Annotated in this window: 10 protein-coding genes and 1 pseudogene; 9 read left to right on the forward strand and 2 right to left on the reverse strand. The window is 69.9% G+C overall.

Features of this window, described 5'->3' with window-relative positions:
• The first annotated feature begins 66 nt into the window (after positions 1-66).
• The 4 genes and pseudogenes from K3769_RS15280 (at position 67) to K3769_RS15295 (ending at position 6,694) form a co-directional block, all read left to right on the forward strand.
• Positions 67-1,548 carry an ABC transporter permease gene (locus K3769_RS15280; RefSeq protein WP_267026976.1) on the forward strand — a complete coding sequence of 494 codons (1,482 nt, stop codon included), beginning with the start codon at positions 67-69 and terminating at the stop codon, positions 1,546-1,548.
• Positions 1,549-1,634: 86 nt separating this feature from the next.
• Positions 1,635-2,318 (forward strand): ABC transporter ATP-binding protein, encoded by a 684-nt coding sequence (locus tag K3769_RS15285; RefSeq protein WP_267026977.1) that lies wholly within the window; start codon positions 1,635-1,637, stop codon positions 2,316-2,318.
• 150 nt (positions 2,319-2,468) lie between these two features.
• Positions 2,469-5,804 (forward strand): annotated as a pseudogene (locus K3769_RS15290) (S8 family peptidase).
• A 116-nt stretch (positions 5,805-5,920) separates the two neighbouring features.
• A complete protein-coding gene (locus K3769_RS15295; protein ID WP_267026978.1) occupies positions 5,921-6,694 on the forward strand; it encodes a group II truncated hemoglobin in 774 nt (257 codons plus the stop codon).
• A gap of 197 nt (positions 6,695-6,891) precedes the next feature.
• On the opposite strand, the gene K3769_RS15300 is transcribed toward K3769_RS15295, so the two are convergent.
• On the reverse strand, positions 6,892-7,851 hold the full coding sequence (locus tag K3769_RS15300) for a helix-turn-helix transcriptional regulator (RefSeq protein ID WP_267026979.1): 960 nt from the start codon (positions 7,849-7,851) through the stop codon (positions 6,892-6,894).
• Positions 7,852-8,033: 182 nt separating this feature from the next.
• Between K3769_RS15300 and K3769_RS15305 the strand changes: the two genes are divergently transcribed.
• From K3769_RS15305 to msrA, 5 genes are all read left to right on the forward strand, one after another.
• Positions 8,034-9,074 carry an NAD(P)-dependent alcohol dehydrogenase gene (locus K3769_RS15305; protein ID WP_267026980.1) on the forward strand — a complete coding sequence of 347 codons (1,041 nt, stop codon included), beginning with the start codon at positions 8,034-8,036 and terminating at the stop codon, positions 9,072-9,074.
• Between the two features lie 205 nt (positions 9,075-9,279).
• Complete coding sequence (locus K3769_RS15310; protein ID WP_267026981.1) at positions 9,280-9,669, forward strand: VOC family protein; 390 nt, start codon at positions 9,280-9,282, stop codon at positions 9,667-9,669.
• 67 nt (positions 9,670-9,736) lie between these two features.
• Entirely contained in the window at positions 9,737-11,845 is a 2,109-nt protein-coding gene (locus K3769_RS15315; protein WP_267026982.1) for a restriction endonuclease, read from the forward strand.
• A gap of 375 nt (positions 11,846-12,220) precedes the next feature.
• On the forward strand, positions 12,221-12,772 hold the full coding sequence (locus K3769_RS15320; RefSeq protein ID WP_267026983.1) for a DUF3455 domain-containing protein: 552 nt from the start codon (positions 12,221-12,223) through the stop codon (positions 12,770-12,772).
• A gap of 126 nt (positions 12,773-12,898) precedes the next feature.
• Positions 12,899-13,411, forward strand: coding sequence for a peptide-methionine (S)-S-oxide reductase MsrA (gene msrA, locus K3769_RS15325; RefSeq protein WP_267026984.1), 513 nt, complete (start codon positions 12,899-12,901; stop codon positions 13,409-13,411).
• Between the two features lie 66 nt (positions 13,412-13,477).
• On the opposite strand, the gene K3769_RS15330 is transcribed toward msrA, so the two are convergent.
• Positions 13,478-14,599: a hypothetical protein gene (locus K3769_RS15330; protein WP_267026985.1), complete on the reverse strand. Its 1,122-nt coding sequence runs from the start codon at positions 14,597-14,599 to the stop codon at positions 13,478-13,480.
• Positions 14,600-14,657: the final 58 nt, after the last annotated feature.

Below are 14,657 nucleotides of genomic sequence, written 5' to 3' on the forward strand. Positions count from 1 at the left end.
AGCCTTCTCATCCTTCTCTTATGCGGGGCTTATCTCTCCATCACACGCCGTCCCTACCGTGCGGCCATGTTCTTCACCTATCTGAGGCGCGAACTGCGCCGCCGCAGAAAGGCGGCGCTCGTCGTCGCCTCCGGACTCGCCCTGGGCATCGCCCTGGTCATCGTGGTCAGCTCCGTGTCGTCCGGCATGGAGAAGGCACAGGGCAAGGTCCTCCAGTCGCTGTACGGGCTGGGCACGGACATGACGGTCACCAAGGCTGCCGCGGCCCAGTCGAGCACGGGCGAGCGCCCGCGCTTCCAGTTCGACGCCCAGGACGGTGACTCCGACGAGGAACAGAGCAGCGACCGCGTCATGGTGCAGGGCTTCCAGACCCTGGCGTCGAGCACGGTCTCCGAGGTCGATACGCAGAAGGGCGTCTCGGACGCCGTCGGCGGGCTCAGCCTCCAGGTCATCAAGGTCAGCGGCCAGTTCCAGCGCGGCGAGTTCCGCCAGGACCAGCAGCAGGGCGACGGTGGCAACCAGCAGGGCGGCGGCCCCGGCGCCCAGCAGTCCCCGCAGGGCCGCGTCGAGGGCGGCGGCGCCGACTTCGACGTCAACAACTACTCGGTCTACGGCACGGACGTCACCAAGCCCGACCTCGGCCCGCTGACCTCCTCGAAGATCACCAGCGGCCGTACCTTCAAGACCTCCGAGACCGACGCGAAGGTCGTCGTCGCCGACAAGTCCTACGCCAAGGAGAAGAAGCTCGCCCTCGGCGACACCGTCACCGTCAAGAGCGTCAAGTACAAGGTCATCGGTATCGCGACCCCCGACAGCGGTGACGCGGCGGCCAACCTCTACCTCCCGCTCAAGCAGGCGCAGACGCTCAGCGACTCCAAGAACAAGGTCACCACGATCTACGTCAAGGCGTCCGACTCGCAGCAGATCGACACCGTCAAGTCGACCATCCAGAAGAACATCGACGGTACGACGGTCACGACCTCGGCCGACCTCGCGGACACCGTCTCCGGCTCCCTGTCCACCGCCTCCGACCTTGCCTCGAACGTGGGCAAGTGGCTGTCGATCGCGGTGCTCGTGGCCGCGTTCCTGGTCGCGGGGCTGCTCACCTCCTCCGCCGTGTCCCGTCGCGTACGGGAGTTCGGCACGCTGAAGGCGCTCGGCTGGAAGTCCGGCCGCGTCACCCGGCAGGTCGTCGGCGAGGCGGTCGTCAACGGCCTGGTCGGCGGCGTCCTCGGGATCGCCCTCGGCCTCGGCGGCGCCTACGCCGTCACCGCGATCAGCCCGACGCTCCAGGCCGAACTCGCCTCCACGGGCGGAGGAGCGGGCGGTCCCGGCGGCGGTGGCGGCCCCGGTGGCGGCGGCCTGGGCGGCCCGGCCCGCCAGGCGGCCTCCAAGGCCCTCGACGTCACCCTCACGGCACCCGTCGCCCTCGACACGATCGCGATCGCGGTGGGCCTCGCGGTGGCCGGCGGCCTGATCGCCGGCGCGTTCGGCGGCTGGCGCGCGTCCCGCCTCCGCCCGGCGGACGCGCTGCACCGGGTCGAGTAACCCTCGCGCCCCGGCCAGGGGCGCGGGGAACTGCGCGACCAGCCCCAGTCGGCCCGCACTTTCAAGAACCGGCCCAGGAGTCCTACATGTACGAACTAAGAGGCATCACCAAGCAGTACAAGCGCGGCAAGGAGACCGTCCACGCCCTCGCGGGCGTCGACCTGACCATCGCGGACGGCGACCGCCTGGTCATCCAGGGCCCCACCGGCGGCGGCAAATCCACCCTCCTCCAGATGCTCGGCGGCCTCGACCGCCCCACCTCCGGAAGTATCGAGCTGGACGGAACGGATCTCGCCAGATTGTCCGAGACCAAACTGACCGGCGTACGCAGCGAGAACATCGGATTCGTATTCCAGAGCTTCAATCTCATTCCCACCCTTACCGCCCAGGAGAACGTGGAGACCGCCCTCGTACCGCTCAAGGTGAAGGTGCGGGAACGCCGGGAAAGGGCCGCCGCCGCCCTGGAGTCCGTCGGGCTCGCCGAACGCGCCGGGCATCTGCCCGCCGAACTCTCCGGCGGCCAGCAGCAGCGCGTCGCCATCGCCCGTGCCCTGGTCAAACAGCCGAAGGTACTGCTCGCCGACGAACCGACCGGCAACCTCGACGAGTCGATGCGCGACGAGATCATGGACGTACTCGACACCATGTGGAAGGAGCACGGGCTCACTTTCATCATGGTGACGCACGATTCCGCACTCGCGAGAAAGGCCCCGCGGGTCGCCACGATCCGGAAGGGAAAGATCACCGTCAGGGAAAACGCCAACTCTTGACTCCGGTCACACTATTGAGCACCAGTTCACCCCCCGGCATACTGAGTATTCCGGGGGGTTACGCGCGAGCATGCGTACGGAATGTCCCCCGGCCGGATGAACGGGGGTTCATTCCGGACCTCATCTCCAGGGGGAGACTTGCGCAGACAAGTGAAAAGAGCGTGTGCGGGCACGATCGCCGCGGCGGCTGCCGTGGCTCTGGCGGCGGGCATGACCAGCCCGGCGTCGGCGGAGCCCGACCGTACGGCCACCGGCCAGGCCGCGGGCCAGGCCGTACAGACCACGCCCAAGCACCGCATCACCCTGATCACCGGCGACCGTGTGGTCGTCGACGCCAAGGGCCGTGTCCTGGGCCTGGAGCGGGCCAAGGGCCGTGAGGGGATACCCGTCCAGATACGCAAGGCCGACGGGCACACCCTCGTCGTACCGGCCGACGCGGCCCGGCTGATCGCCGAGGGCAAGCTCGACCGGCGGCTCTTCGACGTCACCGAGCTCAACAAGTCGGCCAACCGCAGGGCCCAGAAGCAGGGTCTGAAGCTGATCGTCGGCTATCGCGGTACGGCGTCGGCGGCGAAGGCGGAGGTCCGTGCGGCCGGTGACACCAAGGTCCGCAGGACCCTGACGTCGTTGAACGCGGACGCGGTCCTGACGCCCAAGGGCGACGCGCGCGACCTGTGGGCGGCGGTCACCGACACCCGGACGGGCGGCGCGAGCACCGCTTCCGGTATCGCGCATGTGTGGCTCGACGGGGTTCGCAAGGCCAGCCTGGACAAGTCCGTCAAGCAGATCGGCGCGGACAAGGCGTGGGCTGCCGGCTTCGACGGCAAGGGCATCAAGGTCGCCGTCCTGGACACCGGGGTCGACGCGGCCCATGACGACCTCAAGGGCCAGGTCGTCGCCGAGAAGAACTTCTCCACTGCCGCCGACGCGAGCGACAAGTACGGCCATGGCACGCACGTGGCGTCCATCGTGGCCGGTACGGGCGTCAAGTCGGCCGGGAAGTACAAGGGCGTCGCGCCGGGGGCCAGGCTGCTGAACGGCAAGGTGCTCGACGACAGTGGTTACGGCGAGGACTCCGGGATCCTGGCGGGTATGGACTGGGCGGCCGAGCAGGGCGCCGATGTGGTGAACCTCAGCCTGGGCGGTGGGGACACTCCGGACATCGACCCGCTCGAAGCGCAGGTCAACAAGCTGTCCAAGGAGAAGGGCATCCTCTTCGCCATCGCCGCGGGCAACGACGGCGACTTCGGCGAGCAGACGATCGGCTCGCCGGGCAGCGCGGAGGCGGCGCTGACCGTGGGCGCGGTCGACGACGCGGACAAGCTGGCGTCGTTCTCCAGCCGGGGCCCCGGCCTGGACGGACAGATCAAGCCCGATGTGACCGCGCCGGGTGTGGACATCACGGCGGCTTCGGCGCCGGACAGCGTGATAGCCAAGGAGGTCGGGGAGAAGCCGCCCGGCTACGTGACGATCTCGGGGACGTCGATGGCGACCCCGCATGTCGCGGGTGCCGCGGCGATCCTCAAGCAGCAGCACCCCGACTGGACGTACGCGGAGTTGAAGGGCGCGCTGACCGGCTCGACGAAGGGCGGCAAGTACACGCCGTTCCAGCAGGGTTCGGGGCGGATCCAGGTCGACAAGGCCATCAAGCAGAGTGTCGTCGCCGAGCCGTCGTCGGTGAGTTTCGGCGTCGCGCAGTGGCCGCACACCGACGACACCCCGGTCACCAAGAAGGTCACGTACCGGAACCTCGGGAAGAGCGATGTCACGCTGAGTCTGACGGTCGCGGGTACCGACCCGAAGGGGCAGGCCGCGCCGGCCGGTTTCTTCACGCTCGGTGCCAAGACGCTGACCGTCCCGGCGGGCGGCACGGCCTCCGCCGACCTCACGGCCGACAGCAAGCTCGGCGGCACGCTCGACGGCGCCTACTCCGCGTACGTGACGGCGAGCGGCGGCGGCCAGAGCGTACGCACAGCGGCGGCGGTACAGCGCGAGGTGGAGTCGTACGACGTCACGTTCAAGTTCATCGACCGTGACGGCAGGCCGACGAAGGACTACAACGCCAACCTCGCGGGTGTCTCCGGGCTCGCCAAGGAGAAGTGGTACGCGCCCTACGACGAGTCCGGCACCGTCAAGGTGCGGGTCCCCAAGGGCGGTTACGTCCTCGACTCGGCGCTCTTCGTCGACCCGGAGGACTTCGCCAAGGGCGTCGACTGGGTGGCCCAGCCGAAGCTGAGCATCACCAAGAACGCCACGATCACGGTGGACGCGCGGACCACCGAGCCGGTGGACATCACCGTGCCCGACACGGCGGCCACCTCGGAGTTCGCCTCCCCGGACTACACGCTGGACGTCGGCGACAGCAGCTACTCCTTCGGCTGGTGGCTGGACTCGTACGACAACTTCCGTTCCGCGCACGCCGGTCCGCAGATCACGGACGGCAGCCTGTACCAGCAGTGGGACGGTCACTGGACCAAGCCCGCCGAGGAGTACGACACCACCGCCGGCGGCAAGGTCAAGCAGGTCGCCACCGGTTACACCAAGCACTACAAGGCGAGCGAACTGGCCACGGTGAAGACCGGTCTGGGCGCCTCGTCGAGCGGCAAGAAGGGCGCGCTCACCGCCTGGGGTTCGCTGCCCGGCAGCTCCGGCTCCTCCGCGATCTCCGTCCCGCAGACGCTGCCCGGCACGCGGACGGTGCACGTGTCCACCGCGGGCGGGGTCAAGTGGAACCTCGAATTCGAGCAGCACGGCGGAGTCGACGAATGGGGCTGGCCGATCGTCGAGGCCTACTACACGCTCGGCACCCCGCAGACCCTGACGGCGGGCAAGAGCTACGAGAAGACCTTCAACACGGCGGTCTTCGGCCCGCGCGTGGGCGGCGACTTCGGTCTCTACCGCGAGGGCAACGGCATCTACGGCTATCTGCCGCTGTTCGCCGACGGCAAGACCCACTCCGGTTCGTCGCTCTACTCGGCGGTCACCACGACGCTCTACCGCAACGGCGCCAAGGTCGGCTCGAACAGCGACCCGCTGGTCGGAGACGGCACCTTCAAGGTTCCGGCCGGTGACGCCGCGTACAAGCTGACCACCTCGGTCAAGCGGACCGTCAAGGTCGCCGCGGCGTCCACCCGCGTCGACGCCAGCTGGACCTTCCGCTCCAAGAAGGCCGATCTGGCGAAGCTGCCCGCTTCCTCGGTTCGCTTCGACGCGGCCGTGGGCCTGGACAGCAGGGCTCCGGCGGACAAGAAGGTCTCCGTCCCGGTGACCGTGCAGGGCTCGGCGGCGGGCTCGAACCTGAAGTCCCTGTCGGTGTAAGTGTCGTACGACTACGGCCAGACGTGGAAGAAGGTCACCGTCAAGGACGGCAAGATCGCGATCACGAACCCGGCCAAGGGCAAGGGGATCTCGTTCCACGCCAAGATCGCCGACAAGAAGGGCAACAAGTCGACGATCTCGATCTACAACGCGTACTACGGGAAGTGACCGAACGGTCCATCCGAGGCCTGAGGCCTGAGGCCTGAGGCCTGAAGTCTGGAAACGCGTGAGAACGGCCCGCCGGAAGCAGAGCTGCCGGCGGGCCGTTCGGGTAGGCGGGGGATATGACCGCGCACACCGTTGAATACATCCGCTATCTCATCCCCGAGGAGCAGTCGGCGCCGTTCCTCGCCGCCTACACCCGGGCCGCCGCGCACCTGGCCGAGGCGCCCCAATGCGTCGACTACGAGCTGGCGCGCAGCGAGGAGGACTTCCAGCACTACGTGCTCCGGATCACCTGGACGTCCACCGAGGACCACGTCGAGGGTTTCCGCGAGTCCGAGCTCTTCACCGACTTCGTCGCCGAGATCGGTCCCTTCACCCGGTTCGTGGAGGAGACGCGCCACTACAAGCCGACGACGGTACGGGGGACGGGGGCGGCCGTGCCCACGCTGTACGCCTGGGCCGGGGGCGCCGAGGCCTTCTCCCGTCTCACCGAGGTGTTCTACGACAAGGTCCGCAAGGACGACGTCCTCGCGCCCGTCTTCGAAGGGCTTGCCGCCGAGCACGCGGCACATGTGGCGTCCTGGTTCGGGGAGGTCTTCGGGGGGCCGCCGGTGTACTCCGAGACGCAGGGAGGGCACGGGCACATGGTCGCCAAGCACCTGGGGAAGGGCATCACCGAGGTGCAGCGGCGGCGGTGGGTGAATCTGCTGCAGGACGCGGCGGACGAGGCGGAGCTGCCCTCGGACGCCGAGTTCCGGTCCGCGTTTCTCGCTTACGCGGAGTGGGGGACGCGGTTGGCGGTGTACTTCTCCGGGCCGGACGCGGTGCCGCCGGGGGAGCAGCCGGTTCCGCGGTGGTCGTGGGGCCCGACCCCTCCGGCCTCGGACGCCTGAGCGGTGCGTTGCCGTGGCCTGGCTCGGCCTTGCTTGGCTTGGCCCGGCTGAATCGTGCGGGTCCGTCGGTGCCGGCCGCGCGGTTCCCCGCGCCCCTGGAGGTTTTTCAGCCTCTCCGGCGTTTGAGGAGCGGGGGTTCGGGGGCGGAGCCCCTGAGGTGGTGACGGGACGGGTAGGGGCGGCGGGGGCGAGGAGGATCAGTTCCGCGGCGCCGACGTGCCCGCCCGGACCGCGTCCGTGCCCCAGCTGGCCAGCAGACGGAGCGCCTCGGCAGAGGCGGACCCCGGCTCCGCGTGATACGTCACCATCGACAACTCCTCGTCGTCGACCAGCTTGAACGTCTCGAAGGCCAGCGTCAGCTCCCCCACCAGGGGATGGTGCAACCGCTTCACCCCGTGACTCTTCTCCTTGACGTCATGCGCCGCCCACAACCGCCGGAACTCCTCGCTCTTCACGGACAGCTCCCCGACCAGCGCCGACAGCCGCGGATCGTCCGGATGGCACCCCGCGTCCATCCGCAGGAAACTCACCATGTCGGACGCCTTCTGCTCCCAGTCCACGAACAGCTCGCGGTACTCGGGCAGCAGAAACACTATCCGCGCCCAGTTCCGCTCCGGCGCCGGCAGCTGGGACCAGTCCCCGAAGACCGCCGCGCTCATCCGGTTCCACACGAGGATGTCCGAGCGCCGCCCCACGACGTACGCGGGCACACTGTCGAACGTGTCGATCAGCTGCCGCATCGCCACCCGCACCTGCTGCGGCCGGGCCGACACCTTCTTCTTGTGCTGCTTGGGCTTCGCGAGATGCGTCAGATGCGCGTGCTCGGCGCCGGTCAGCCGCAGAGCGCGGGCGATCGCGTCGAGCACCTCCGCCGACACGTTCCGGCCGTTGCCCTGCTCAAGACGGGTGTAGTACGCCACGGACACCCCCGCCAGCTGCGCCAGCTCCTCGCGCCGCAGTCCCGGCACCCGGCGGTGCCGCCCGAAGTCCGGCAGCCCCACGTCCTCCGGCTTCAGCCGGGCCCGACGCGTGCGCAGGAACTCGCTGAGCTCGGCACGCCGGTCCAGCCGGCGCCCCGGTTCCTGCCCGGACTCGCCGGCGGACCCCTGAGAGTGCTCCTGCGAGTGCTCATGAGAGGGAGCGGGCTGTTCGTCCATACGTCAAGTATTCACGGTGACACCCGGTCGTACGCATATGAGCCTGCCCCCACCAGTAGTAGGACCGGTGGACGTACGAAACAGCGTGGTCTGGGTGACGGACGGCAGGCGGGGCAGGCTGGACGCCGTACCCGGCCGGAAGGCAGGCCGGGCGCAGACCCCTCCTTAGGAGAACCCTCCGCATGACCACTGTCGCCGCATACGCCGCCCCCGCCGCCAAGGCCCCGCTGGAGCGCACCACCATCGAGCGTCGCCCGGTCGGCGAGCAGGACGTCCTCATCGAGATCAAGTTCGCCGGTATCTGCCACTCCGACATCCACCAGGCCCGCGAGGGCTGGGGCGAGGCCATCTTCCCGATGGTCCCCGGCCACGAGATCGCCGGTGTCGTCACCGAGGTCGGCTCCGGCGTCACCAAGTTCGCCGTCGGCGACCGCGTGGGCGTCGGCTGCATGGTCGACTCCTGCCGTGAGTGCGACAACTGCAAGGCCGGCCTGGAGCAGTACTGCGTCAAGGGCATGACCGGCACGTACAACGCCGTCGGCAGGGACGGCGAGCCCACCTACGGGGGCTACTCGACGCACATCGTCGTCGACGAGGCGTACACCGTCCGTATCCCCGAGGGCCTGGCCCTCGACGAGGCCGCGCCGCTGCTGTGCGCCGGCATCACCACGTACTCCCCGCTCAAGCACTGGAACGTCGGCCCCGGCAAGAAGGTCGCGATCCTCGGCATGGGCGGCCTGGGCCACATGGGCGTCAAGATCGCGCACGCGCTGGGCGCGGACGTGACCGTGCTGTCGCAGTCGCTGCGCAAGAAGGACGACGGCCTGAAGCTGGGCGCCGACCACTACTACGCGACCAGCGACCCGAAGACCTTCGAGGAACTGCGCGGCACCTTCGACGTCATCCTGTCGACGGTCTCGGCCCCGCTGGACCTCGACAGGTTCCTGTCCCTGCTCCGCGCGGACGGCGCCTTCGTGAACGTGGGCGCGCCCGAGGAGCCCGTCTCCCTGAACCTGTTCTCGGTGATCGCCGGCCGCAAGGCCCTCGCCGGATCGAGCATCGGCGGCATCCGCGAGACCCAGGAGATGCTGGACTTCTGCGCCGAGCACGGGTTCGGTGCGGAGATCGAGCTGATCTCCGCGGCCGAGATCAACGAGGCGTACGAGCGGGTGCTCGCCAGCGATGTGCGGTACCGGTTCGTGATCGACGCGGCGACGATCTAGCTCCGCCGGGGGTGCGTCGTGGCTGGTGGCGCCCTTCCCGGCGTCCCTGGAAGACGAAAGATCGCGCCGTTCCCCGCGCCCCCGAAGGCAGCGCCGCCGTGCCCCCACCGGGATTTCCCGGTGGGGGCACGGTCGTACAGGCCCTAGCGTGGACCCGTACGGGAGCACGGAAGTGCCGAGCCGGCGAACCGAGGAGGTCCGCACGATGACCGTCGAGCTGAACCACACGATCGTCGCAGCTCACGACAAGAAGACGTCGGCCCGCTTTCTCGCCGACATCCTGGGCCTTGAGGTGAGCCCCGCGTACGGTCCCTTCATCCCTGTACGGATCCCGAACGGGGTGACCCTCGACTACATGGACGCCATCGGGTCCATCCCGCCCCAGCACTACGCGTTCCTGGTCTCGGAGGACGACTTCGACACGATCTTCGGCCGCGTCCAGGACGCGGGGCTCACCTACTGGGCGGACCCGTACCACCGCCGCGTCAACGAGATCAACACGAACGACGGCGGTCGCGGCACGTACTTCGAGGACCCGAACGGCCACAGCCTGGAGATCCTCACCCGGCCCTACGGAAGCGGAGCGCGGGGGTAGGCGAGGCGGCCGGCACGCCTACTATGTGCTTTTCGGCTGCCACTGTCCTGGGGAGGGCCTGCGGCACATGTCTCGTCGCTCTACTGGTTTCGTCGGCGTGTGGGCCGAAGTACAACGGCAGCAGCAGCGTCAGCTGGACGCCGAAGCCAGGCAGCGGAGGCGAGCCGAACAGCAGACCCTCGCCTACCAGCGGCGAGCGGCCCAGAGCCACCGCCAGTACCGGCAGGCCGAGGCGCAACGCCGTACCGACGAACTGGACGCCCAGGTCGCCTCGTTGCAGGGCCTGCTCGCCGCGGGCTGCCGGACTCCCGCCTTCAGGGCGTCCTCGCTCCTGCGGCCCGAAGAGGTCCAGCCCTTCGCCCCGGGGCCGCTCGCCCAGCCCGTACGCATGCCGGACGCGAACCGGTACCAGGTGCAGAGCGGCTGGACCGCGAACCGCCGCGCCCAGGCACAGGCCGAGGCGCGGGCCCGCTTCGAGCACGACTGGCACGCCGCGCAAACCGCCGAGGCACGCCGGCAGCAGCAACTGGCCGCCTACCAGCGGCAGTACCAGCAGTGGGCCGACGCCCAGCTGGCCGACGTACGCCGTCACAACGCGGACGTCGCCGAGCTGACCGAGGGCGTCCGGCGCCTGGACCCCGACGCGGTGATCGAGTACTTCTCCGCCGCGCTCTACGCCTCGCGGGCCTGGCCGGAGGAACTGCCGCGCCAGGTCGCGGCGGCCTACGACCCGGCCGCCCGGGAACTGGTGCTGGACTGGGAGCTGCCCGGCTTCGGCATCGTCCCCGAGGTCAAGTCCGTCCGGTACGTGGCCGGGACCGACCAGGACAAGGAGACCCCGCGGCCCGTGGGTCAGCGGCGGGCACTGTACCGGGACGTCCTCGCGCAGTGCATGCTGCTCGTCCTGCACGAACTCTTCGCCGCGGACGAGCTGGACGCACTCGAAGCGGTGACCCTGAACGGCTTCGTGGACGGTCATGACCCGACCACGGGCCGGCCCGGCCAGATCTTCCTCGCGACCGTCATGGCCTCCCGCTCGTCGTTCCGCGAACTGCACCTCGCGCAGGTGGAGGCGGGCAGCTGCCTGTCCGACGCGCTGCGCGGACAGCTCTCGGCCCGGCCGGACCAGCTCACCCCGGTACGGACCGGCCGACGGCCGCAGGACGTCGGCAACCGTGTCGTCGCGCACGGCGGCGACGAGGAACCCGACCTGTACGCCATGGATCCGCTCGCCTTCGAGAACCTCGTCGCCGAACTCTTCCGGGCCATGGGCATGCAGGCGGTGACGACCCAGCGCTCCGGCGACGGCGGTGTGGACGTCGACGCGCTGGACCCGGCACCGATCCGGGGCGGCAAGATCGTCGTACAGGTCAAGCGGTACCGCAACACCGTGCCGCCCACCGCCGTACGCGACCTGTACGGGACCGTGCAGGACGCCGGGGCCAACAAGGGTGTCCTGGTGACGACTTCGGGCTTCGGACCCGGCTCGCACACCTTCGCCAACGGCAAACCGCTGGAACTCGTCTCGGGCCCCGAGCTCGTCGATCTGCTGCACCGGCACGGGCTGCGGGGACGGCTGGGCGACGGGGACCCGGCGGCGAGGGGCGAGGGGCGGTCGGCCACCCGGTCGGGGCGGTCGGCCACACCGGCTGCGCGGCAGGCGCCGGAGGATCCCGGGACGCGGCTGCCCGACGACTACAACGTCCTCGGCATGTCGTGGACCGGAAGCGTCGCGCTGGACGTGTGCGCGCTCGTCTGCGCCGGCAACCGCGTCCTCAGCGACGACCACTTCGTCTTCTACAACAACCAGCGGACCCCGGACGGTTCGGTGCGCACCCTGCCCGCCGTCGGCCCCGACAAGGCCGCGATCTGCGTGTCCTTCGACGGGCTGCCGGAGCGGGCGGACCGGTTCGTCCTCGTGGCCGCGGTCGACCCCGAGGTCAACCCGGACGCCGACCTCTCCGGCTTCACCGACGCCCATATCCGGCTGCTCGACCCGGAGATGTCCGAACTGGGCCGGCTGGAGGTCTCCGACGGCCGGCCGCGCGAGACCGCGCTGGTACTCGGCTCCTTCCGCCGACGGGCGGGCGGCGACTGGGACTTCGTCCTCGGCGGCAAGGGCTACACCGGGGGCCTGATGGAACTGGTCCAGGACCATGGCATAGAGGTGGAGTGAGCGAGGCGGGGCCGCATCGTCCACCGCGTTTACTGGGTCTACCCCAACTCGGCGGTCCCGAAGGTCACTTGAGAAGGTGGCGGGGCACGGGGCGTGTCCCCGGGGCGGCTGCGGCGTGACCGCAGGTATGCCCTCCGGGCCCTCGCCGGAGCGGCCGGGCGGTGATACTCCTTGCTCCGTCACGTGCCGCGCGCTCAGCTCTTCGGCCCGATCCGTCGGCTCGATCCGTCGGCCCGGCCATGGTTTCCGCACGGCGGCACGGTGTTCGTCCTCGCGTCCGCGAACGCGAACGCGTCGGCGTACGTGTCCGCGTATGAGTGCGTGCCTGTGCGCGCCCGTGACCCCGTTCGTTCGGAATCACCTTGGAGACATCCGATGAAGCTCGCCAAGCGACTTGTCCTCACCACCGCGGCACTCGCCGCCGTGACCGCCGGCACGATGTCCGGCGCGTCGGCCGGCCAGGCCCCGGTCTCGCAGCCCGTACGTGTCGGCGTCGACGTGCCCGACGCGCTGAAGGTCCCGGACGGCAACCGGCTCACCGGCGTCTTCGCCGCCACCGGCGTCCAGACGTACACCTGCACCGACGGCGCCTGGAAGCTGCTGGAGCCCGCCGCCACCCTCTCGGTGAAGGGTGACCGCCACCACCGTCCGGTCGCCCTCCACTCCCGCGGTCCGGTCTGGGTGTCCACGGTGGACGGCAGCGCCGTGAACGCCTCCGTCGTCGCCACCTCGCCCAAGACCGGCACCATCCCCGAGCTTCTGCTCAAGTCCACCGCCACCCGCGGCGCAGGCGTCTTCGCCGACGTCTCCTACATCCAGCGCCTCGGCACCGAGGGCGGCGTCGCCCCCACCACCGCCTGCACCGGGACCGACCAGGTCAGCGTCCCCTACTCCGCCACCTACACCTTCTACAAGCCCACCGTGTGACGCACCGGGGCGGAGCCGCGGAATCGCTCGGAACCCTCGTGCGTTGAGGGGGGTGGGCACGGATGCCGGTGGTGAGAGAACCGGACGGCCCGACTGACCGAGCCGACAGAGAGGTGGAGGGCCGCAATGGCTGCGCAGACACAGAGGGCCGTGCTGGCGGGCGGATGCTTCTGGGGGATGGAGGACCTGATCCGCCGACTCCCCGGCGTGACGGCGACCCGGGTCGGCTACACCGGGGGTGACGTGCCGAACGCGACCTACCGCAACCACGGTACGCACGCGGAGGCCATCGAGATCCTCTTCGACCCCGCGGGGACCGATTTCCGTACGATCCTGGAGTTCTTCTTCCAGATCCACGACCCGAGCACCAAGAACCGCCAGGGCAACGACCTGGGCCTCAGCTACCGCTCGGCGATCTACTACGTGGACGACGAGCAGAAGCGGATCGCCGAGGACACGATCGCCGATGTGAACGCCTCCGGTCTGTGGCCGGGCGAGGTCGTCACCCAGGTGGAGCCGGTCGGCCCCTTCTGGGAGGCCGAGCCCGAGCACCAGGACTACCTGCAGCGTTACCCGGACGGCTACACCTGCCACTTCCCGCGCCCGGGATGGCGCCTGCCCGCCCGCACCCAGGGCTGACCGCCGAGGGGCACACCCCGGAGACCGATCTCCGGGGTGTGCCCCTCGCGGGTCTCCGGGGCGCGGTCAGTGCGGCAGCGTCGCCGGGTTGCCGCCGTTCGCCTCGTAGCCCGCCACCGACAGGGCGCGGTACACCGCGTAGTCCGCCGCCGGGTCGGAGGTCAGGGTCCAGGGCAGCGCGCCCACGTGGCCGTCGACGTGCACCAGCTGGTTCATCGACTCCGCCCAGCGCTCGCCGCGGACCAGGAAGAAGACCAGCAGATGGCGGACGTGGGCGAGCATCGGGTCGTCCGGGCGGGCCGCGTGGACCGCGAAGAGCGCGCCGTGGACCGCCTTCGTCACGACCTCGCTCTGGTAGAAGCCGCTGACGAGATTCACCTCGGGAAGGTGCTCGAAGACCGCGAAGAGCGGCATGGCGGCGAGCAGGGAGCCCCGGGGAGCGCGCGCCGCCGCCGCCTCCGCGAACGAGTACGCCGTCTCCCGCGAACCGTGCCACTTCTCGCACCAGTAGTGCAGCGCCGCCAGATGCGCCCCCATGTGCGCGGGATCCCGGTCCAGGATCTTCAGCCAGAGCTTCTCGAACTCCGGCTGCGAATAGGCGAGCCCCCGGGCCACGGAGAGCTCGATGATGTACGGGATCGGGTCGCCCGGAGCCAGCAGCGCCGCGTCACCGCAGGCCGCCCGCGCCTCCTCCATGATGATCCGGAACTCGTCCGTCCCCGGTGACGACGTACGCCACGCCTGCTGCACCAGGAATTCCGCGTGCACCGCCGCGCCGCCCGCGTCCTTGGGCTGCTCGGCCCGCCACACCCGCAGCCACTGCCCGCCGGGGTTGTCGCTCACCCCGCCGGGGCGCTGCTGCAGTTCCAGCGACGCCGCGCCCGCGAAGGCCTGGACGCGCTGCCAGCGGCGCTCGCCCTCCGCCTCCGTACCGGCCAGGAGCTGTGACGCGGCGCGGTAGTCCTGGGTGCGCTGCACCAGGTCGAGGACCTCCAGCAGGTCCTCGTCGGGGCCCGGCATCCGGATGTCCAGCTCCTCCTGACGCAGGAAGCCGTAGTTCGCCGGGTCGGCGGCGTCCGGGTCGCCCGGGGCGACCTGCTGGATACCACCGGCACGCCTGCGCATCATGATCGGTCCGACGGCGAACCCGATCAAGAGCAGCGCCATCAGGACCCAGAGAATCTCCATGCCACAAGCGAACCAGACGCGTCCGACAATTGGCCAACCAGGGCCGCGGATCCTGTGG

The sequence above is a fragment of the Streptomyces ortus genome (genome assembly GCF_026341275.1).
Taxonomy (GTDB): Bacteria; Actinomycetota; Actinomycetes; order Streptomycetales; family Streptomycetaceae; genus Streptomyces; species Streptomyces ortus.